This is a genomic window from Plebeiibacterium sediminum (genome assembly GCF_026013605.1).
GTDB lineage: Bacteria > Bacteroidota > Bacteroidia > Bacteroidales > Marinilabiliaceae > Saccharicrinis > Saccharicrinis sediminus.
The window spans coordinates 1-21,231 of sequence record NZ_JAPDPJ010000014.1 but is presented as its reverse complement, the minus strand read 5'-3'; the positions used below and the strand labels follow the sequence as shown (position 1 = coordinate 21,231).

Annotated in this window: 9 protein-coding genes; 6 read left to right on the top strand and 3 right to left on the bottom strand. The window is 33.4% G+C overall.

Going from position 1 to position 21,231, the window contains the following annotated elements:
- Positions 1-10 precede the first annotated feature (10 nt).
- The 3 genes from OM075_RS08085 to OM075_RS08075 all read right to left on the bottom strand — a co-directional run bounded on the left by OM075_RS08085 (position 11) and on the right by OM075_RS08075 (position 6,693).
- The gene (locus OM075_RS08085; protein WP_301189988.1) at positions 11-1,204 is read right to left on the bottom strand and encodes a TlpA disulfide reductase family protein; all 1,194 of its coding nucleotides are present in this window, start codon (positions 1,202-1,204) and stop codon (positions 11-13) included.
- A 231-nt stretch (positions 1,205-1,435) separates the two neighbouring features.
- Complete coding sequence (locus OM075_RS08080) at positions 1,436-1,951, bottom strand: sigma-70 family RNA polymerase sigma factor (RefSeq protein WP_301189987.1); 516 nt, start codon at positions 1,949-1,951, stop codon at positions 1,436-1,438.
- Between the two features lie 362 nt (positions 1,952-2,313).
- The gene (locus OM075_RS08075; RefSeq protein ID WP_301189986.1) at positions 2,314-6,693 is read right to left on the bottom strand and encodes a hybrid sensor histidine kinase/response regulator transcription factor; all 4,380 of its coding nucleotides are present in this window, start codon (positions 6,691-6,693) and stop codon (positions 2,314-2,316) included.
- A 414-nt stretch (positions 6,694-7,107) separates the two neighbouring features.
- Here OM075_RS08075 and OM075_RS08070 point away from each other — a divergent pair, with 414 nt between their 5' ends.
- From OM075_RS08070 to OM075_RS08045, 6 genes are all read left to right on the top strand, one after another.
- A complete protein-coding gene (locus OM075_RS08070; RefSeq protein ID WP_301189985.1) occupies positions 7,108-10,446 on the top strand; it encodes a SusC/RagA family TonB-linked outer membrane protein in 3,339 nt (1,112 codons plus the stop codon).
- A gap of 137 nt (positions 10,447-10,583) precedes the next feature.
- Positions 10,584-12,317 carry a RagB/SusD family nutrient uptake outer membrane protein gene (locus OM075_RS08065; protein WP_301189984.1) on the top strand — a complete coding sequence of 578 codons (1,734 nt, stop codon included), beginning with the start codon at positions 10,584-10,586 and terminating at the stop codon, positions 12,315-12,317.
- A 777-nt stretch (positions 12,318-13,094) separates the two neighbouring features.
- Positions 13,095-14,300, top strand: a complete 1,206-nt coding sequence (locus tag OM075_RS08060; protein ID WP_301189983.1) for a glycoside hydrolase family 88/105 protein — start codon at positions 13,095-13,097, stop codon at positions 14,298-14,300.
- Positions 14,301-14,361: 61 nt separating this feature from the next.
- On the top strand, positions 14,362-16,005 hold the full coding sequence (locus OM075_RS08055) for a glycoside hydrolase family 43 protein (protein ID WP_301189982.1): 1,644 nt from the start codon (positions 14,362-14,364) through the stop codon (positions 16,003-16,005).
- Between the two features lie 103 nt (positions 16,006-16,108).
- Complete coding sequence (locus OM075_RS08050; protein WP_301189981.1) at positions 16,109-17,785, top strand: glycoside hydrolase family 28 protein; 1,677 nt, start codon at positions 16,109-16,111, stop codon at positions 17,783-17,785.
- Positions 17,786-18,069: 284 nt separating this feature from the next.
- Positions 18,070-20,709, top strand: coding sequence for a glycoside hydrolase family 3 C-terminal domain-containing protein (locus OM075_RS08045; RefSeq protein WP_301189980.1), 2,640 nt, complete (start codon positions 18,070-18,072; stop codon positions 20,707-20,709).
- The last annotated feature ends 522 nt before the right edge of the window (positions 20,710-21,231 follow it).

Genomic DNA, 21,231 nt, shown 5'->3' with positions numbered 1-21,231 from the left:
GCAATGATAACTACAATCCGATTAAATCTTTTAATTTTTGATCTAATTCTTCATTGTTACCTCCTCCAATATGTTTGGCTACAATTTTACCGTCTTTATCTAACAATATTTTTGTAGGATATGCTTTTACACTAAACATTGATGGTAAGTCAAACTTATCTTTATCATAGTTGTTCAAAACATGTTTCCAATCTTGCATACCATCTTTTTCAACGGCAGTTTTCCAGCTGCTTTCGCATTTTTCAAGGCTCCTGTTTTTTTCACAACCAATACTAACTATTTCTAAACCGTGAGATTTATATTTTTCGTTTATTTCTCTTAAGTGAGGGTGACTAGCACGACAAGGTCCACACCAGCTTCCCCAAAAGTCTAAAAGAACATATTTACCTCTTAAAGAACTTAACGTAAGATCTTCTCCGGTAATAGATTTTTTAGTAAAGTCAGGTGCTACATTTCCAATCTGACTGGCTTTTAAATAAGTTAACGATTGATTTAACTTTTCGCCTACATGACTGGTTTTAACAGCTTCACTCATGTTGTTAAACATTGCAAATAGTTCGTCAACAGGTTTGCCTTCTCTTCTTGCAATTTCTTCTAATAACCCCACAGAAACATATGAATCTGTATGCTCGATAATGTAATTAATAGAAAGGTCAGTAATTTTTTCAACTTGTGTTCCTATTTCAGCTTGTAATGCCTGGAAATCTTCTGGTTTGAGATTTTTACTTCTGTAACCAGCGTAAAGTTTTTCCATTAGTTCACGTTGTTTGGAAGCTGGTTCTTCAATGAATTTATTATATTCATTAAATTCGCTTTGTACAGGTCCACCTGTAATTAATGCATTTTTAATATCTCCTTCCTTAAATGAGACATTAATGGCTGTATTTTCCAAATACAACTGAGTCATACCTGCATCACCGATAGTCATTTTAATTCTGCCGGTTTCAGGATCCAAATCATTGACTCTTAAATTACCTTTTAGCGGGCAGGTAACTTTACCTTCAAAATGAAAGATGCCATCATCAATGGTATCTGCTAAATAAATTCGCTCTCCTTCATCAAAGTACATGATCTGCACAATTTTTTTACCCTGTGCTCCTTCAATTTTTCCTTCAACGCTGAATTTAGTGTCTGAAGGACTTTTTGTTTGAGCACAAGATGCTAAAGAAAGCATAGTTGCAAAAAAAGCAAGACGTTTAATCATAAGAATAAAATTTTTAAGTTTTAATGTTTTAACTCCTGTTGTCTTTATAGTGTATAAAAAGTATATGTACCCCTAGTTTAAAATGGAAAAAATTCAAAAAAATTAAATAAATTAATTTAACCCATCTTTTTTTGTGGGGGTTGTCTTTATTTAAAGTGTATTTGAGTAGGGTTGGTTTTATGTATTGATTCCCGGTACTGTTATTTTATGGTTTCATGTTAATGCCATAAATTACGATACGTATGGTAACAGTTTTTTACGTAAAAATTGATTGGAATTAGTGATATGTGTTTTTACGGTATTGATAGAGATATCTAAATCTTTTGCTATTTCTTTATATTTTTTACCATTAAGTTTTTCTTCGTAAACCCTTTTGGCAGAGTTTGATAGTTGGTCAAGGGCATTATTGATTAAAGCCAGCGTTTCAAATTCAATCATTTCGTCGTACATGTTTTCTTCAAGTTCTGAAATCAGCACTTGATCAATAAACAGGTTTTGCGTATTCGATTGTCTGATATGGTTAAGTGCTGTATTTCTTAATGCCTGATACAGGTATGATTTTAGTTGAGGTTTATTTTCGAAAGATGGTTTTTTAGTCCATATTTTAAGCCACATATCCTGAATAACATCTTCTGCAATTTCTTCAGATTTCAATATTCTTATCGCAAAATATTTAAGTGTGATATACATTTCCGAGTATATTTTCTGAGCACTACTTCTTATTCCTAAGTCTAAATCCCTATTCATTCTCTATCATTAATTATATACTACCTATTCTACAATTCGGGTGAGGAAAAGTGATTAAGAAAAATCATTCTTTAATTAAATAGTGTATAAAAATGAATTGTACCCCTATTAGGATAGGGTAGAAATTGAAAAATAGTATAATATAAATGTAATTGATGTACTTTTATGGCCTTTATTGAAGAATGTTATTTTTTTGGGGGTGTAGATAAATAAAGTATTGTTTTGAACGATGATACGCTTTGGAATAATACAAAATTATTCCACCTAAAAGAAATAAAGCACAGGTGTAAGTTAAAGTTATAGTATGCCAAACCTGCAAACTTTACTTTGTGATTCAGATTTTTATATTAGCCATAAGAATATTATTTATTTACGTTATTCCTTCTATATTCCATGGGTGTCATTTCGTATTTCTTTTTAAAACACTTTCCAAAATACTTAAGATCCTGAAAGCCTGTCATAAAGGCTATTTCTTTTATAAGGAGTTGAGTATCTGTTATCAATTGAGCAGATCGTTTTAATCGAATATCTCTTACAAATTCAACAGGAGATTTCCCAGTTAAGCCTTTTACTTTGTTAAGCATGGTTGTACGGTTTAAGCCTACTTCGCCAGCTAAATCTTCAATTGAGAATTCTGTATTATCTATGTTTTCCTCAATTGTTTGTATAAGTTTTTCCATAATGGCTTCATCCTTATTTGTAACCAGAAATGGTTTAGGATTAAAATCTATGAATTTAGTCTTGTCTCCCTGAGTAAATATTTCATGTAATCTCTTTCTTTGTAGTAAGAGATTTTCAATTCTGGCTTTAAAATATGTCACACTAAATGGTTTGGTAATATAATCGTCTGCTCCGTATGTTAAACCTTCCAGTTTACTTTCGATATTGGTTTTAGCTGTTAATAAAATAATGGGTATATGACTGGTTTTTATATCATCTCTGAGTTTTTTAAGTAATTCAATACCATTCATTTTAGGCATCATGATGTCACTTATAATAAAATCGGGACATTTATCAACTGCTATGCTAAAACCAATTTCTCCATCTTCGGCTAATAATATATCATATGATTGTTCAAGAATGTTTTTAATAAAAGACCTTAGTTCCTCGTCATCCTCAACAATAAGGACTGTATTTTTATTATCTCCGTCTTGATTGATATCAAATAATGGTTGTTTTTGAGCAAGATCAGGGGTAAGGTTTTTAGTAGGTATATGATCAAGAAACTCTATATCCTTAGCAAAATGATTTTTACCGGTTTTAAACTGAACAGAAAATGTACTTCCTTTTCCGGGCTCACTTTGTACCATAACTTTGGCTCTATGTTTATCTGCTTCCTCTTTAAGTATAGATAAACCAATGCCTGTACTTGGTTTATTTTCATCGTTGCTAAAAGAAACAAAACGGGTAAACAGCTTGTTAATTACACTTTTTGAAATACCAATACCTTCATCACTAACATTAATAGTTACGCTCTTTTCGTCATTAAAAACCCTAACATAAATTGATTTACCCTGTGGTGTATATTTAAAGGCGTTAGAAAGTAAGTTCATCAATATTTTTTCCAGGCTGTTAAGATCAACCCAAACTTTTACACCCTCGGCATTATTTTCAAAAGAAAAGGAGATTTCTTGTTCATGAGCAATTTCAACAAAATCATTACATATATCCTTCACATAATTTCCTATTTCAATTTCAGATACTTGTAATTTAAGTTCCTGCACTTTCCTGAAATCCAAAATTTGGTTTACCAGGCGTAACATACGCGATGAACTTTGTGCTACATAGTTTAATTGGTTTCTTACTCTTTCCGGGGTGTTTGAGTCATTTATTAAATACTCAATAGGAGCCGTAATCATTGTTAATGGGGTTCGTATTTCGTGAGAAATATCTATGAAAAACTTTTGTCTTAAGCCCGACATCTTTTTTTCAATGTTTATGTTCGATCTTAACTTATAAATGGTAAATAAAGTGTAATTGATAGTTAGTAATATCACCAGGATACTAATTGTATATAAAAAATAAGCCCACCTGCTTTCCCAAAATGAGGGTAACACAGTAATTGGTAATTCTCTTTGGTTGTTGGTCCATACTCCCTGGCTATTGGTCGATTTAACTTTAAAAATATAGTCTCCTTTAGGTACATTAGTATAAATAGCGGTTCGTTGCTTATCTACATAATTCCAATAATTGTCAAATCCATCCAGTTTGTATGCGTATTTAATGTTTTTAGAGTCTTTGTAATCCAGTGCAGCATATCCAATATTAAAAAAGTTCTCACTATGCGAAAGTGTAATCTGATGTAAGTTATCGATATCCTTTAAAATAGGTGTTTGATTTTTATACGAACCCTTTTGATTGAATATTTTAAAGTTTGCAAGAGATAAATAGGGGGTATATTGATAGGTTTCAATGTTTTTAGGATTAAAATGAATAATCCCATCAGAATATCCAAATAATATATCTCCTGAGTTTAATCTGAATTTTGTAGCTTCAGAAAAGTTATTCCAGTTCGTAAGTGTCTTTATTTCAGGGAAAATTTCAAATGTTTCATTTTCAGGATTAAAACGAGAGAGTTGGAAATCTGTACTGATCCATATTTTACCATCTACGTCTTCTAACAGTGAGAGTGTATTGTTAGAAGGTAGTCCATTTTGTTTTGTATATGTTGTAAAAGAAACAGGATATCCGGAATGATCAACTGAATCAATTTTAGAAATGCCACCATAAGATGTTGCTAGAAAAATCTCTTTTTTACTTGTTATACAGATGTCCATTATATCATTACAGACCAAGCCTTGATTGTTGATTAATTGGTTTTCATATGATTTCCATTTGATGTTTTTATAATCACTTGTATTTGGATCTAAAATGTAAAAGCCTTCCATAGAGCCAACACAGATTAGTCCGGTTGGTGTTTCTGTAATACACCGAATTCGTTTACCTCCTTTTGATAATGGGATATTTAGCTTATTATTATGATTAACAAATTTTACTTTATCATCAGAGTCATCTATTAGGTTTATACCTTCTAAAGTTCCAATCCATATTCTGTTGTTACTATCCTCATAAATAGAATAAACATCGTTATTACTTAAACTATATAGGTCATTGGGATTATGCAAGAAGTGAATTACATCGTAGGAACGTGTTTTTAATTTTGGTACAAGTTTGTATATACCATCACCGCGGGTGGCAATCCAGATATTGTTATCTGAATCTTCTAGAAAATTATAAGCAGATTTTGTCCAAAAGGCATTATTTGTTATTTCACCTTTCATGGACAGTTGCCCAATATAATTAAGGTCTTTATCAAGTATTGAAATCTGTTCTTTTTTGTTGGAGATCAATATTGTGCTGTCTTTTAGCTGATAAATAGCCCTGATATCATTACTAATAACATTTTTGTTGGGTTTAAGTTGAAATGATTTAAAATGATTGTTGCTAAATACAATTTCTCCTAATCCGGCTGCATAACTGTTGTACCATAAATTGTTTTGTTCATCGAAAATTACAGCATGAAACTTGTTTGAAAAAGTATTGTACGAATTAGTATTTAAATGAGGTTTTAAGGGTATAAGTTGATCTAATTCCTGATCGTAAAAAGAAAAAGCCCCTTCACGAGGCTGTACCCACACTTGTCCATTTTTATCAGTAAGAACCAATGGGTTTGTTTGGTTTTTTAATTTGTCTTTACTGGTTTCATTTACCGGGAAATTTTTAAATTGTTTCGATTGCAGATCGAATTGAAATATACCATTGGTATTTTTATTGTAAAACCAAAATTGAGAACCGTTTGTAACAGCTAATGGATTTATACTATTAATATTTATGTTTTTTGAATTATATAGTTCAGTTTCGGTTGTAAACTGATTGATTATACAAAATTCAGGTTGATTGGATGCGGCTAATATTTTGTGATCTTTAAGTAAATAAAGATTAAATATATCGCTGTCTATGGGTAATTTTTGAGTTTTAAAAGTTCCCTCTGCTTTTGAGTATTTTGCGATAATTCCTAATGAGCCACCAAACCATATTTCATCATCAAACTCTATGCACGAAAAAAATGATAATGAATTATTAGTTTCTATATTAAAATAACACTTAGGAGTATTCATGTTGTTATGATGGAACTGTATGATTCCATTGTTTGTCAAAAGCCAGGTGTTTTGATCGCTATCTTCATGTACATTATATACAGCCTGTGCGTTTAGGTTCTTTTCATTTTTATTAAACTCAATAAGTGTATAATTAGTATCCGCAATACAAATGCAGCCATTGGTTTCAGATAAAAGCCAAACAGGTCCTGAATTGGTGGGTATAATCTTTGTTAATGGAAAATCCCGAAGCGATTTTTTGTTTAATAATTCTTTACCCCAAAATTTAAGTGTAGAGGGATCAAAACAGGTGACTTTGGGGTTAAATATTATTGATTTAGTCCAGATTCTTCCGTATTTATCTTGTGTAATTTTATCTATTCTGTTGTTTTTTGATAAAATAGAATCAGAGGGTTGAGGTAAATATTGAGTAAAAGAATATCCGTCAAATTTACATAGTCCATTATATGTTGCCAACCAAATAAAACCTTTATTACCTTGAATGATTTCATTAATCAAATTGTGCGAAAGGCCATCCTCAACTAAATACTGTTTTATTGAGGTTACCTTGTAGCTATCATTACCCAATATAATACCTGTATATGTTAAGAGCAGGGCAATAAAAATGAGTTTTATTTTTTCCATTGTATAAAAATACAACCGTCATTAACAAAATGATACAAAATAGGTGTTAAATATATTTTACTTGTAAAATGACCCTATATAAATGGTAAAATGCCCCCTGTGTAACGGGTTGTGTTATTTACCTGTTGTTACATTGTTAAAATATTATTGAGTTACAAATGTGTATAGAGGAGTATGCCTTGATTTTATGGGTATTTGATGAATCGGCTCATACATGATTGGTTGTTGTTTATGTAATTGTACCCTTTTGTAATTGTAATATGCCCACCTTAAATGTTAAAATTCCTAAATATAATTGTAATGACTATTCAGGGTATGATAAGAATATGACTTGATAGTGCTTTGGGGAATCTATTTCAGCCTTACATAAATGTTGGATAAACTATTATCGTAATATTTCAAAAATCTATTTTTATGAAAAAACAAAATGATGCATTGATTTCCATATGGAACAAAATATGGAAATCAAATTTGGCTTTATTTAAAGCTATTGTTTTAACTCTGGTTATAACCTCTGCAATTCCTAATGAAAGTATTTATGCAGGTGCAATTGTTCAGGATGGGGGTGTAATTAAGGGAAATGTTAAAGACACCAGTGGTGAGGTTATCATTGGAGCTACTGTTGTTGTTAAAGGTACCACTATTGGAACCATTACAGATGTTGAGGGTAATTATACCTTGTCAAATGTGCCTGCTAATTCTGTAATTCTATTTTCTTTTATAGGATTAAAAACGCAAGAGACTGTGTATTCAGGCCAAGGCGTTATCAATGTGGTATTGGAAGCTGATACCAAGGATATTGACGAGGTTGTAGTTGTTGGTTATGGTACTGTAAAAAAGACAGATTTAACAGGTTCTGTTAGTACTGTTTCACCAAAGGAATTAACAAAAAAAGGAGCACCATCTATGATGGAATCTTTGCAAGGTCAGGTTCCTGGAGTATCAATCACTCAAAGTAGTGGAAGAACAGGTGGTGGCTTTGACATTGCTATTCGAGGTAATCAATCAATAGGAGGCAGCAGTTCTCCACTTTATGTAATTGATGGTATTGTTGTTAGTGATATTCAAATGTTAAACCCAGCAGATATTGAACGTATTGATGTACTTAAAGATGCATCTTCTGCTGCTATTTATGGGTCCAGAGCATCTAATGGTGTTGTAATTGTAACTACTAAATCAGGTAAAGGATTGGGTGGTAAAACACAAAAGCCTGTAGTATCTTATGATGGTTATGTAGGTACAAGAAGTATTGCCAGAATGCCTGATTTCATGAATGGTATAGATTTTATGAAATATCGTTTTGCAAGGTATACTCTTCCTGAAGACGGGTCTGCTACAGATGTTGGATCTTTAAATTATGGTATTACAGCTCCTAATTTAAGAACCACTTTGATTGCAAATTATCTACCTGAGGTTGATGGTAATGGTAATTATATGGTAGGTAGTAACTATCATGATAATTATTATGATGATCCAGATTCTCAGATGTCAAATGTTGAAAGAATGATGATGAATGGGGAGGATGTGAATTGGAGAGATTATGTAACTCGTAACGGTTTTCAACAAAATCATTTCGTAAATGTAAGCGGAGCAAGCGAAAATGTAAGTTATCATTTTGGTTTTGGTTATCAACAGGATAAAGGGGTTATTATTAATGATCAGGAAGATCGATTTAATATTAAAGCTGCTATTGATGCAAAAGTTAGTGATCATGTTACAACAGGAATCTCTCTAAATCTTGCCAGAACAGAAAATGATTGGGGTAGTGATGATGGAGTTTCAAATGCTTTTCGATTAAATCCATATTGTGCGCCATATGATAGTAATGGAGAGTTGGTTGTTCAGCCTGGATCTGCAGGGGCTTTAAATAGCGATTTTGGTGGTTTTACTTCTTCTCGTAACCCAATGCTTGATATTGCCAATACTACTCATGGTGATAAAAAATTACATATTCTGGGTAATCTATATGTAGCATTGAAACCATTTAAAGATTTTCAAATTAAATCTACTTTTTCACCAAATCTATATCAGGGAAGAGAACATCTTTACCAAACAGCAGAAACTGACGCCAGAGCTAGTGCAGGAACGGATTATGCATCAGTTAGAGCAAGTAATTCATTTGATTGGACATGGGATAATCAGGTTAATTATTCTTTAGATATAGAAGATCATTCTTTTGGTATTATGGGATTGTTTAGTATGAATAAATATACTAATGAAAGATTCAATCAATATGGAGAAGATTTTCCTGCAAATACCAGCTATTATAATATGGGAACTGCAGCTAATGTTCTATCAAGTACAAGTAGTTATACCGAAAATAGCTTGATGTCTTACGCTGCAAGGTTAAATTATTCTTATAAAGGAAAGTATTTATTAACGGCTACTGTTAGAGCTGATGGGTCGTCTCGATTTTCAGAAAGTAAGCGTTGGGGATCATTTCCATCTGCAGCTGTTGCCTGGAGAGCATCAGAAGAATCTTTTATGAAACAATTTAACTGGTTAAGTAATTTGAAGCTTCGCCTTAGTTATGGTACAACAGGTAGTCATGCTGTTGGAAATTATGATATTGCAACTATGCCTAGTTCAACGGCTTATTATGCTTTTGGTTCTGAAATGGCATACGGATATGGTCCTAATGGAATTGTAAACAGGGATATTATGTGGGAGAAAACCAAAGAAGTTGATTTTGGTTTTGATATGTCAGTATTTAATCAAAGAATAAGTCTGGTTTTTGATGCTTATAATAAACTAACGGATGGTATTCTTATGAATCGTAGTTTACCTGTGGAAGCAGGAGGTGGTGCAGTAGTTAGAGATAATATCGGTAAGGTAAGAAATAAAGGTATTGAACTAAGTTTACGTACCATTAATGTTAAAACTAACGACTGGCAATGGGAAACAACATTTTCATTTGCAAAAAATAAAAATGAAATTGAACAGTTATATGGTGATGGAACTTCTGAAGATATTGGAAATAACTGGTGGGTAGGTGAACCTGTTGATGTATTTTATAACTATACATTGGATGGAATTGTTAGCGATAAACCTATTACTGTTACTTTACCAGGAACAAATCAGACACAATCATTTGACCATGCATATGATTTCTATTATCAATATTATGGATGGTACGAGGGTATGCCTATTGTAAAAGACAGAAATAATGATGGAGAAATTAATAGCGACGATGAGTCTATTATTGGACATGCAGAACCTGATTGGACAGGAAGTTTTTCAACATCCTTAAGATATAAGAATATTGATTTGGGAATTAGCCTTTACACTAAACAAAATTATATGGTGAGATCACGATTCCTGGAAAGATATCAGGATTATGGAGACCGTGGTAGAATGCATATTAATATGGATTATTATATTCCTGCAGGTACTCCGATTTTATTGTCTGACGGAACAGTTGGTGTACAAGAATCAACACATTATGGAAAATATGCTTATCCAAACAATTTTTCAGGTGCTGGTCGTGGTGGATCAGGAAATTATTACCGTAATGTAAATCAATATGTTGATGCATCATATACAAAAATTAAGAACATTACTTTAGGATATACATTACCTTCTGAGATTTTGGATAAAGTAGGTATTAGCTATTTACGTGTTTATACAAATATTACAAATCCTTTTGTATTTTCAGATTATAAGGGATTTGATCCAGAATGGGCTTCGGCTTCTTTATCAAATGGAGGACCAAGTACAGTGACTTACCAGTTTGGTGTAAATGTTAGATTTTAATGCGTTATATGTTAATATATTAAATTCTTTAAAAAAATATAGGCATATGAAACTGAGTCAATACAATAGTTTCTCAAAAAGTAGGACGTTAAATTTTGGCAAGTTTCATCTGACCATTAAAAATAAAATTAAGATACATGAAGAAAATATTAAATATAGTAATGCTCTCGTGTATAGCATTGCTAACGGTTACTGGTTGTGATGACTTTTTGGATGCAGACAACAAATCAAATGTAACTTCAGATGAATACTTTAATACAGAAGCAGGTTTTGAAACATTGATCAATTATGCATATGCGCAACTTAAGCCATTGTATAATGCAAGTCCTACAATGCAATGTAGTGGTACAGATATGTATCATAGAGGAAGAAATTCTATGCCTGACACGGATTTACAGATCTATTCATCCTTGAATGCTGAGAATGGAACAGTTAATAGCTTTTATGTGAATTGTTATAGAGGTATTCAGGCAGCTAATTGTGCCTTATTCTATGCAAATAGTGTTGATGCTGATGACAATTTAGTTTCTAAAAGATCACAAGAAGCAAGATTTATCAGGGCTTATTTTTATTTTGAATTAGTACAACATTTTGGAGGGGTTGCTATTGTGGATGAATACATTAGTAGCATTGTTACTACCATGCCTCGAAACACTTTAGAGGAAACATATAGTTTTATAATTTCTGAGATGGAAGCTATAGTTGGAAGTGGTAGTGCTTTGGAAGAAACGGACTTAAATGGACGTATTACAAAGCAAGCTGTTTATCATTATTTGGCAAAAGTATATTTAACTGCAGGATGGGATTTAAATAATAATACATATTTCACAACTGCTGCCAATTATGCACAACAAGCAATTGCTTTAGGCTCAGGTTTAGATGAAACATATGCAGACTTATGGGATCCATCAAGAGATAATATGCATCAGGAAGTAGTTTTTGCTTTACAGTACGACAGAATCTCTTCAGGAGCAGCAGGTTTATCGGAAACCTCAAATGGTAATCAATTACAAACACCCTTTGGATCTTATTATGGAGGAGAAGAAAATCATTATAAATATTCATCGTCTAATTTTTGTCCTTCAGAACATTTAATGTATTTATATGAACCCGGAGATTCAAGATATGAGGCTACTTATATGACAAAACTTTATTGTACAGATGTAAATGATCAATATTCAGGTGATTATTATGCTCCATATAATGGAACTGCGGAAGATGACGATATTTCTTATTATTATCCTGCACATTATCAGAGTTCAGCGGATGATATTGCAGCCTGGAGAAATGAAGATCTTGCTCATAGAGCAAGTACAAAAGTTATTCCTATGACATCAATAACATTAAGTACTGATGAAGTAACACCATATACTTATTATGAGGCTGCTACGTTAGATGTATTTGGATTAACATGTATACGTAAGTTTGATGATCCGGAATCTTCATTTAATAATAATACATGTTACAGAGATATTGTTTTAGCCAGATTAGGAGAAACCTACTTAATTGCAGCAGAAGCATATCTTGAAGCAGGAGGACATCAGGCTGAAGTAGACCAAATGGTTAATACCGTTAGAGAACGTGCCTATAGAGGTAGTGGTTTAACTGCTAGTGAATATGAAAAGTCAAATGTTGACCTTGATGATATATTAGATGAAAGAGCACTTGAATTAGCAGGTGAGAGACTTCGTTGGTGTGATCTTCGAAGAACTAAAAAATTGGTAGAATACAATATTGCTTACAACCCTGAATTAATCAATGGAGAAAATTCATTTAATGGTGCAGACGGTAATCAAAAACTGTATCGACCTATACCTCAAAATGCTATTAATTTAAATGACGCAGAAATTGAACAAAATCCAGGTTATTAATTGAAGTCTATTTTAATTTTTAATTGTTAGTACTTATTTAGAAGAACTGGTTATCATTGTTAATATGTGATAACCAGTTTATATTCTTTCTGTTACTGCTCTAAAATTCTAAATGGTTTTGGAATTAATACACCCTAAATTAAAAAAAAAATTCCTGGCACTATGGATGATTTTGCGTTGGTTATGTAATATGATTAGACAAAGAAATTTATCTGTAAATTAAAGTACTCATTAAATAGTAATCGATATAAATTAGGAAAGGTGTTTTAATATGAAAGTTAATAAATGTGTCTCCCTAATTATTTTATGTTTATTGAGTGCGATAATTAGTGCTCAGCATAAGTAATAAAAATTAGCAAATAATGTATTATCAATATATAAAGTCTACCAACTTAAGTTATGATATCATACGCCTAAGCTATTTAACAAACTGTAGTGAGCAATTCATAGAATTTTGGTTTAGGAGTTTATATCATAACCGATAATTATTTATTTGATTTAGTAATTTGGAGGAAGTGCTTTTGTACTTCCTCTAATTCTTTATATAGTTTCCAGTTCCCAGATTAGGCTGCAAAATAAGAGTGTTTCTCTATTTCATATCTTGTCTTTTTGCCTAAAATATGAGTGTATATGCTGAATTTTCTGCCATTTTATAAATATTCCCCCTATGTTTTGATTTTTTGTCTCCCTTTTACAAAGAAAGCCTGTATTAGTTTTGTAAGGAGTTATAGTAAAAATGGGGAATAAAAAATATAAATGATTTAAAAGATGAAATTTATGAATAGAGTGTTTATTCTAAGTTGTCTCTTGTTATTATTTGTGCAGTGCAAAACAAATCAGAATAAGGAGCCTCTTTATTCTGTTCAACTGGCAGAATCTGTTATGTACAATAATCCAAAGGCATGGATGACCGATTTTCAAAGTAAACCCAAATGGGGTTATGTGCAGGGATTAGTTTGTCAGGCCTTATTAAAAGTATCGGAACAATATAATGAACCAAAGTATTTTGATTATGTGAAAAATACTTACGTGGATATGGTAGTTGACTCTTCCGGTCATATTAATAGATACAATAAAAATAGTTTTAAGCTGGATGACATTAACTCAGGTAAATTACTCTTTACCCTTTATAGTAAAACCGGCGATGAACGTTATCGCATACTAATTGATATTTTAAGAGATCAATTGAAAGATCAGCCCCGTGTTGAGGGAGGTGGATTTTGGCATAAGAAGATTTATACCAATCAAATGTGGTTGGATGGTTTGTATATGGGACTTCCTTTTTATGCGCATTATGCAACTACATATGGCAACACGGATAATTTAAATGATATCACAAGCCAATTATTACTTGTACAAAAAAACTTAAAGGATGATAAAACAGGACTTTATTATCATGGTTGGGATGCCACTAAAAAAGTTTACTGGGCTGATCCGGAAACAGGATTGTCTCAAAACTTCTGGGGTAGAGGAGTTGGTTGGTTATACATGGCTATAGTTGATGTTTTGGATTATATACCTAAGGATCATAAAGACTATCAAAATTTGGTATTAATGTATCAGGATTTAACAGATGCCATTATTCAATTTCAGCAGGAAGAAACAGTAGTATGGTACCAGGTTCCTAATTATCCAAGCAGAGAAGGAAACTATCTTGAAGCAACCGCCTCTTGTATGTTTGTGTTCGGCATGTTTAAAGGTATTCAAAACGGAATCCTGAGTGATGAATACCTTGATGCGGCAAAAAAAGGTTACCAGGGTATTTTTAAAAACTTTGTACGCAAAGATCAAAATGGAAATCTCGAAATTACCAATTGTTGTGCCGGTGCCGGATTAGGTCCTGCAGACAATCCGGTAAGAGATGGTTCTTATAAATATTATATAGAAGAAAAGATCAGATCAAATGATGGAAAGGCCATTGGTCCGCTTATCATGACTTGTTTAATGGTAGAGAATAATCCGGACTTTAATCCAGGATTGTAGATACTTAATATTCGAATTATAGTTATAAACTAAGGAAATAAGAAACGTAATGAATTATCAAATGAAATCAAGAGTATTATCATTTTTAGTGATGATAGTATTTGTGGGAGTAGCTAACATATCGGCTCAGGATAAATTAAATTTTACCTCTGAAGTATGGGTGGCTGATCAGGGAGACGGCACTTATAAAAATCCTATTTTATATGCAGATTATTCCGATCCGGATGTTTGTCGTGCCGGTGATGATTACTATATGACTTCATCAAGTTTCAATTGTATTCCAGGCTTACAAATATTACACTCTAAAGATTTGGTAAACTGGGAATTAATTGGTGCTGCAGTTCCTTACGGTTTACCTCCTGCTGATGTATTTTCTAAACCTCAACACGGTAACGGTATTTGGGCTCCATCTATTCGCTATCATAATAACGAATTCTATATCTTTTATGGTGATCCTGATTATGGTATATATATGACTAAAGCAACAGATCCTGCTGGTCCATGGGCTCCATTAACTTTAGTAAAAGAAGGTAAAGGTTTAATTGATGCATGTCCTTTATGGGACGAAGATGGTCGTGTATATCTTGTACATGGAGTGGCAGGAAGCAGGGCTTCTTTTAAAAGTGTATTATCAGTATGTGAGTTAAATAAGGATGCTACAAAAGCCATAACAGAGAGTGTTATTATTTTTGACGGACATGGAAAGCATCCTACAATTGAAGGACCTAAATTCTATAAAAAGGATGGTTATTACTACATCTTTGCTCCGGGAGGTGGCGTTCCAACAGGATGGCAAATTGTAATGAGATCTAAAAATGTATATGGTCCTTACGAAGACAAAATTGTATTGGCTCAGGGAAAAACTGAGATTAATGGTCCGCATCAGGGAGGTTGGGTTGATACACCAACTGGCGAAGATTGGTTCATTCACTTTCAGGATGTAGGTGCAGTTGGTCGTATTGTACACTTACAACCCATGACATGGAAAAATGGATGGCCGGTAATGGGCATTGATAAAGATAACGATGGTTGTGGAGATCCTGTTCTTACCTATAAAAAACCAAATGTGGGTAAAACTTATCCAATAATAACACCTGCCGAAAGCGATGAGTTTAACGATACAAAAACCGGATTCCAGTGGCAATGGCATGGTAATAGCGCTCCATTCTGGATTTTTAATGATGCTACAAACGGTTATATGCGTCTATATTCTGTATTAACTCCTGAAGATTATAAGAGTTTATGGGACGTTCCGAATTTATTTTTACAAAAGATTCCTGCACCCGAATTTACAGCCACAGTTAAAATGACATTTCAACCGAATCCAGATAATGATGGTGAGCGTGCCGGGTTTGTAATTATGGGACGTGATTATGGTGTTGTGGCTCTGGAGGATACTAAAGACGGTATTGTGCTGTCTCAGGGATTTTGTAAAAGTGCTGATAATGGAAAAACAGAGGTTATAAACGAAAAAGTAACGATTAAAAACGACAAACCTATTTACTTAAGAGTTACCATGCAAGGCGAAAACGATTGTCAGTTTAGCTACAGTTTTAATGGTAAGAAGTTTACAAATATAGGACAACCTTTTAAAGCAAGAGAGGGTAAATGGATTGGTGCTAAAATGGGATTATTTATCAATCGCCATGAATATAATAAAGATAGTGGCTGGATTGATGTGGATTGGTTTAGAGTAACTAAATAGATTCTTGTTCAGAAAGTTCGGGAACAAGAATCTCAAAAAACTTTGACATTATCAAAGACTTAAATTTCCAAAGTTTTCTTGCAACCACTAAATAATAAATAGAATGAATAACCTTTCAAAAGAAATAAATAAGCTTTTATTACTAATCGGTATTGCAGTAGTATTTACCTCTTGTTCTGAAGTAAAAAAGTCAGCATCTAAATCGCTGGGATTAAATTTACCTTTTGAAATGCCAGAAGTAATCGTTCCGGTATTTAAAGCAGATACATTTAATATTCTAAAATACGGCGCTATTTCAAATGGCAAGTTTCTGAATACCGAAGTGATCAATTCAACCATAGAATTATGCTCAAAAAATAATGGTGGTGTAGTATTAATACCAAAGGGCGTTTGGTTAACAGGACCTGTAGTATTAAAAGATAATGTAAATCTGCATTTAGAAGAGGGTGCATTACTTCAATTTAGTGGCGACCGTAGTTTATACCCACTTTTAGATAATTTTTATGAAGGAAAGAAAAATCCAAGATGTCAAAATCCTATTTCAGGTAAGAATCTAAAGAATATTGCAATTACAGGAAAAGGTATTATTGATGGTGAAGGTGGTGCCTGGAGGCCAATAAAGAAGGATAAGTTAACTGAAAGACAATGGAATGAAGTCATCTCAAGCGGAGGATTTGTTTATAACGAAAGACTCTGGTATCCCTCTGAATCATATTTTAAAGGAGAGCAATTACTGCGTAGTGGAAAGATTGATTACAATGATGTAGAGGCGCTTAAACCCTATAAAGATCTTTTCAGACCTCAGTTAATCAACCTTATCAGTTGTGAGAATGTGTTACTGGACGGACCAACATTTCAAAACTCACCGGCATGGAATATTCATCCTTTATTATGTACCCATATTACAGTTAGAAATATTAATGTCAGAAATCCCTGGTTCTCACAAAATGGAGATGGTCTTGATTTAGAATCCTGTAGATTCGGGATCGTTGAGAATTGTACTTTTGATGTGGGTGATGATGCAATTTGTATAAAATCAGGTAAAGATAAACAAGGAAGAGATATTGGGGTACCTACCGAATTTGTTATTGTTCGCGATTGTATCGTTTATCATGGTCATGGAGGCTTTGTAATAGGTAGCGAAATGTCAGGGGGAGTAAAAAATATGTATATTGAAAACTGTACCTTTTTAGGAACCGATTGTGGCTTGCGTTTTAAGAGTACAAGAGGTAGAGGTGGCGTTGTTGAAAATATATATGTAAAAGGAGTACGTATGACTAACATCCCTACTGATGCCATTCGTTTTAACTTGTATTACGGTGGAAAAATCAATGAGGATGAAAACGGAAATATTATTGGTGTAACTAAAGAACCTGTGACAGAGGAAACGCCTTGTTTTAGAAATATTTCTTTCGAAGATATTGAATGTTATAATGTTGAAAAAGCAATTACCATTAATGGTATTCCTGAAATGCCGGTGCAAAACATTAAAATCAAAAATATTAATATCGTTTCAAACGAAGGTATTTTAATGCGTTACGCTAAAGATGTAGAGTTAGAAGGATTAACGCTAGATGTAAAGAAACCTGAGTCGATTATTGTGCAAAATAGTGACGACATTAAATTTGTTAAGAGTGAAGTTGCTGATTTAGAAAATCATAATGTTGTTGTAAAAGGAGAGTCAACAGGTAAGGTTTATTTTAACCTGAATAATAATCCGGATATTAAAAAGTATATAAAGATTATAGGTACTCCGGTAAATAATGTGATAACCGAGTAATAAGTACAATTAGTAAGAAATGCGAATCAATAGTTGAATAAAGAATAACATAGTAGGCACAGAGCGTATTGCATATATAACTCTTATAAATGGCACAAATTAGAAAAAGAGAAGTAATGCAACACCATTTTTATAAAATTACAAAGAAGTCCACAGAGGTTAATCCTTGTGGATTTAATTAATTTTTTAAAAAAGAATCAGTGTCTCAGTGCCTCTGTGTTCATTATTGACATTTGATTGACACATGAAACAAGTTTTATAAACATTCACGATTTAATTTAGATATGATTTCAAAACTTAAAAAAGTTGGTAAATATACTTTATATGCAGCCATTGCTTTAAGCAGTTTAACAGGTAATGCGCAGGAAAAGGAAGTGGACTTTAGTTATTTGGATTATAATCTTCCTTTTGAAGAAAGGGTAGATATATTAATGGATCAAATGACATTAAAGGAAAAAATCAGTCAAATGACCAATGAGTCAAAAGCTATACCACGCTTGCAGATTCCTGAATATAACTGGTGGAATGAATGTTTACATGGTGTTGCCCGGGCGGGTTATGCTACGGTATTTCCGCAATCAATAACTGTAGCAGCCTCATTTAATACAGAGTTGTTGGAAGAGATTGGTACGGTTATATCTGATGAGGCACGTGCAAAGCATCATGAATTCTTACGTCAGAATAAAAGAACTATTTATACAGGTTTGGATTTTTGGTCTCCCAATATTAACATTTTCAGGGACCCAAGATGGGGAAGAGGACACGAAACCTATGGTGAGGATCCTTATTTAACAGGAGAATTAGCTACTGAGTTTATCTTAGGATTACAGGGAAATGACGCTAAGTATTTTAAAACCATTGCTACTTCTAAGCATTTTGCCGTTCATTCCGGACCAGAGAAATTACGACATTCATTTGATGTTGATGTTAGCGATAAGGATTTGTATGAGACTTACCTGCCAGCCTTTTATAAAACCATTAAAGATGCCAAAGTATACTCGGTAATGGGAGCTTATAATCGTTTTAGAGGGGAGTCGTGTAGTGGACACGATTTTCTGTTAAATCAGGTATTACGTGATACCTGGGGATTTGATGGTTATGTGGTTTCTGATTGTGGGGCTATTCGTGATATTGAAACAGGCCATCATATTGCCAATAGTAAGCCAGAAGCTGCTGCAATAGGAGTTAAAGGTGGTTGTGATTTAAATTGCGGAAGTTATTATAAAAGTTTAGGCGAGGCTGTTGAACAAGGTTTTATTACCGAAGATCAAATCGATGTTGCATTGCGCAGAATATTAATGGCACGTTTTAAAATGGGAATGTTTGATCCGGATGAGGTAGTACCTTTTTCAAAAATTCCGATTGGAGTAGTTTGTTCTGATGCCAATACCAGTCTGGCCAGAAAAGCTGCTCAGGAAAGTATCATCTTGTTAAAAAACAGTAATCATTTACTTCCTCTTTCAAAAAGCCAGATTAAAAAGATAGCAGTAATCGGACCTAATGCTGATAACTGGGAATCGTTAGTTGGTAATTATCATGGAACACCAAAAAATCCGGTTACCTTTTTAACCGGTATTAAAAATAAAGTAGAACCGGAAATAGAAGTGCTTTATGCTGAGGGTTCGCATCTAAACGATGAAACATTAAACCTCAAGCCTATTCCATCTGTATATCTGCAAACAGAAGATGGTCGTCAGGGGTTGGATGGTGCTTATTATAACAATACTCAATTTGCAAGAGAACCTGCATTTACAAGGGTAGATGATAAAATAGATTTCTCGTGGCAATATGCTCCGGTTTCAAAGGAATTAATTGATACATTTTCCGTTCGTTGGAAAGGATACCTGGTACCACCTGCAGATGGAACTTATGAGCTTGGTTTATTGGCAAAGCGTGGTATGTCCGTAAAAATCGAGGGTAAAGAAATTTCAAATGGCCGGGGATCTATACATCATTCAAAATATGCTACAGACAGGTTACAGTTAGTAGGAGGTAAGAAATATGCTATAGCGGTGGAATTTTATACCGATGAAACTAATGCGCAGGCTAGTCTGCTATGGGCCAGACCAGATCAAAATTTAGTTGATGAAGCCGTAGCAATTACCAAACAGGCTGATGTTGCTGTTGTGGTGGTAGGCTTATCGCAACGTTTAGAAGGCGAGGGAGGTGACCGTACAGATATTTCATTACCTAAAGAGCAGGAAGAATTAATAAGAGCAGTTAAAGAAACAGGTAAACCGGTTGTATTGGTTATTAATGCAGGTAGTGCCTTAGCGATTAACTGGGCAAAAGAAAATATTGACGCCATTGTAAATGTTGGTTATCCGGGTGAGGAAGGCGGTAATGCTTTAGCCGATGTTCTTTGGGGAGATTATAATCCTGCCGGTCGTTTACCTATTACTTATTATCAATCGTTAAGTGAACTGCCCGATTTCCAAAATTACAATATGGAAGGCAGAACTTACAGATATTATAAAGGTGAACCTTTGTATCCGTTTGGTTATGGATTAAGCTATACCACCTTTGCATACTCTGATTTACAAGTGCCATCGAGCGTAAAGGCTGGTGACGATATTAAAGTAACGGTTATAGTAAGCAATACCGGTAAGCTTGCCGGTGATGAGGTAGTTCAGCTTTATATTACAGATAAAAAAGGATCTACGGCACGACCAATAAGACAGCTTGAAGGTTTTAAACGTATTTATCTTAAAGCAGGCGAAAGCAAAACTGTTGAGTTTACATTAACACCACGACAATTATCTATGATCAATAAAAAGACTCAAAGAGTTATTGAACCTGGTACATTTGATATTTATGTGGGAGGTGAGCAACCTGGTTTTAGTGGTGATAACGATGCTTCATCAACTGAAGTAATTAAGGGTAGCTTTAAAGTTTTAGGTTATAAAAGATTTGATATTAAATAGTTTTTAGTAACAAGTTTGTGTTAGACTGAACAGCGAGGTGTTATGCCTCGCTGTTTTTATTTTTTATAATACCAGATTGCTAATCCTGGCAACTAATCAAAAGAGCCAGATAGTTTATCATTGAAATAATTATAGATACTTACAAGATGTAAATTGCACGGATGAATATCCGCGCCAACTTGGTGCAGCTTATTTTTATTGAGAGTAGTTATCAGACAACCTAAAAACGAATTATAGCACATAAATCGATCCTGTTAATCCTGTAAATCTTGTCCAAAAATAAAAAGACAGGATTCACAGGATTTTCAGGATTAAATGTTTCATACTGAAACAGTATTTACATGATAAGAAATCGATCTGTTCAATTCTGTAAATCTTATCAAATAAAATACGGTTGTAGCTGCGGATTTAGAAGTGAAGCGCAATCCGTGCCACGAAAGTGCTGTAAATAATTGCTGTGAGATTTGGATTGTATGATTGTAACATTTAATGCCCGGATTGCAAATCCTGCTTTATAATCAA

Bases quoted from the DNA above. Each gene is read 5' to 3' on its own strand.
- OM075_RS08085 (WP_301189988.1), bottom strand. From the start codon at position 1,204: ATGATTAAACGTCTTGCTTTTTTTGCAACTATGCTTTCTTTAGCATCT.
- OM075_RS08080 (WP_301189987.1), bottom strand. From the start codon at position 1,951: ATGAATAGGGATTTAGACTTAGGAATAAGAAGTAGTGCTCAGAAAATA.
- OM075_RS08075 (WP_301189986.1), bottom strand. From the start codon at position 6,693: ATGGAAAAAATAAAACTCATTTTTATTGCCCTGCTCTTAACATATACA.
- OM075_RS08070 (WP_301189985.1), top strand. From the start codon at position 7,108: ATGAAAAAACAAAATGATGCATTGATTTCCATATGGAACAAAATATGG.
- OM075_RS08065 (WP_301189984.1), top strand. From the start codon at position 10,584: ATGAAGAAAATATTAAATATAGTAATGCTCTCGTGTATAGCATTGCTA.
- OM075_RS08060 (WP_301189983.1), top strand. From the start codon at position 13,095: ATGAATAGAGTGTTTATTCTAAGTTGTCTCTTGTTATTATTTGTGCAG.
- OM075_RS08055 (WP_301189982.1), top strand. From the start codon at position 14,362: ATGAAATCAAGAGTATTATCATTTTTAGTGATGATAGTATTTGTGGGA.
- OM075_RS08050 (WP_301189981.1), top strand. From the start codon at position 16,109: ATGAATAACCTTTCAAAAGAAATAAATAAGCTTTTATTACTAATCGGT.
- OM075_RS08045 (WP_301189980.1), top strand. From the start codon at position 18,070: ATGATTTCAAAACTTAAAAAAGTTGGTAAATATACTTTATATGCAGCC.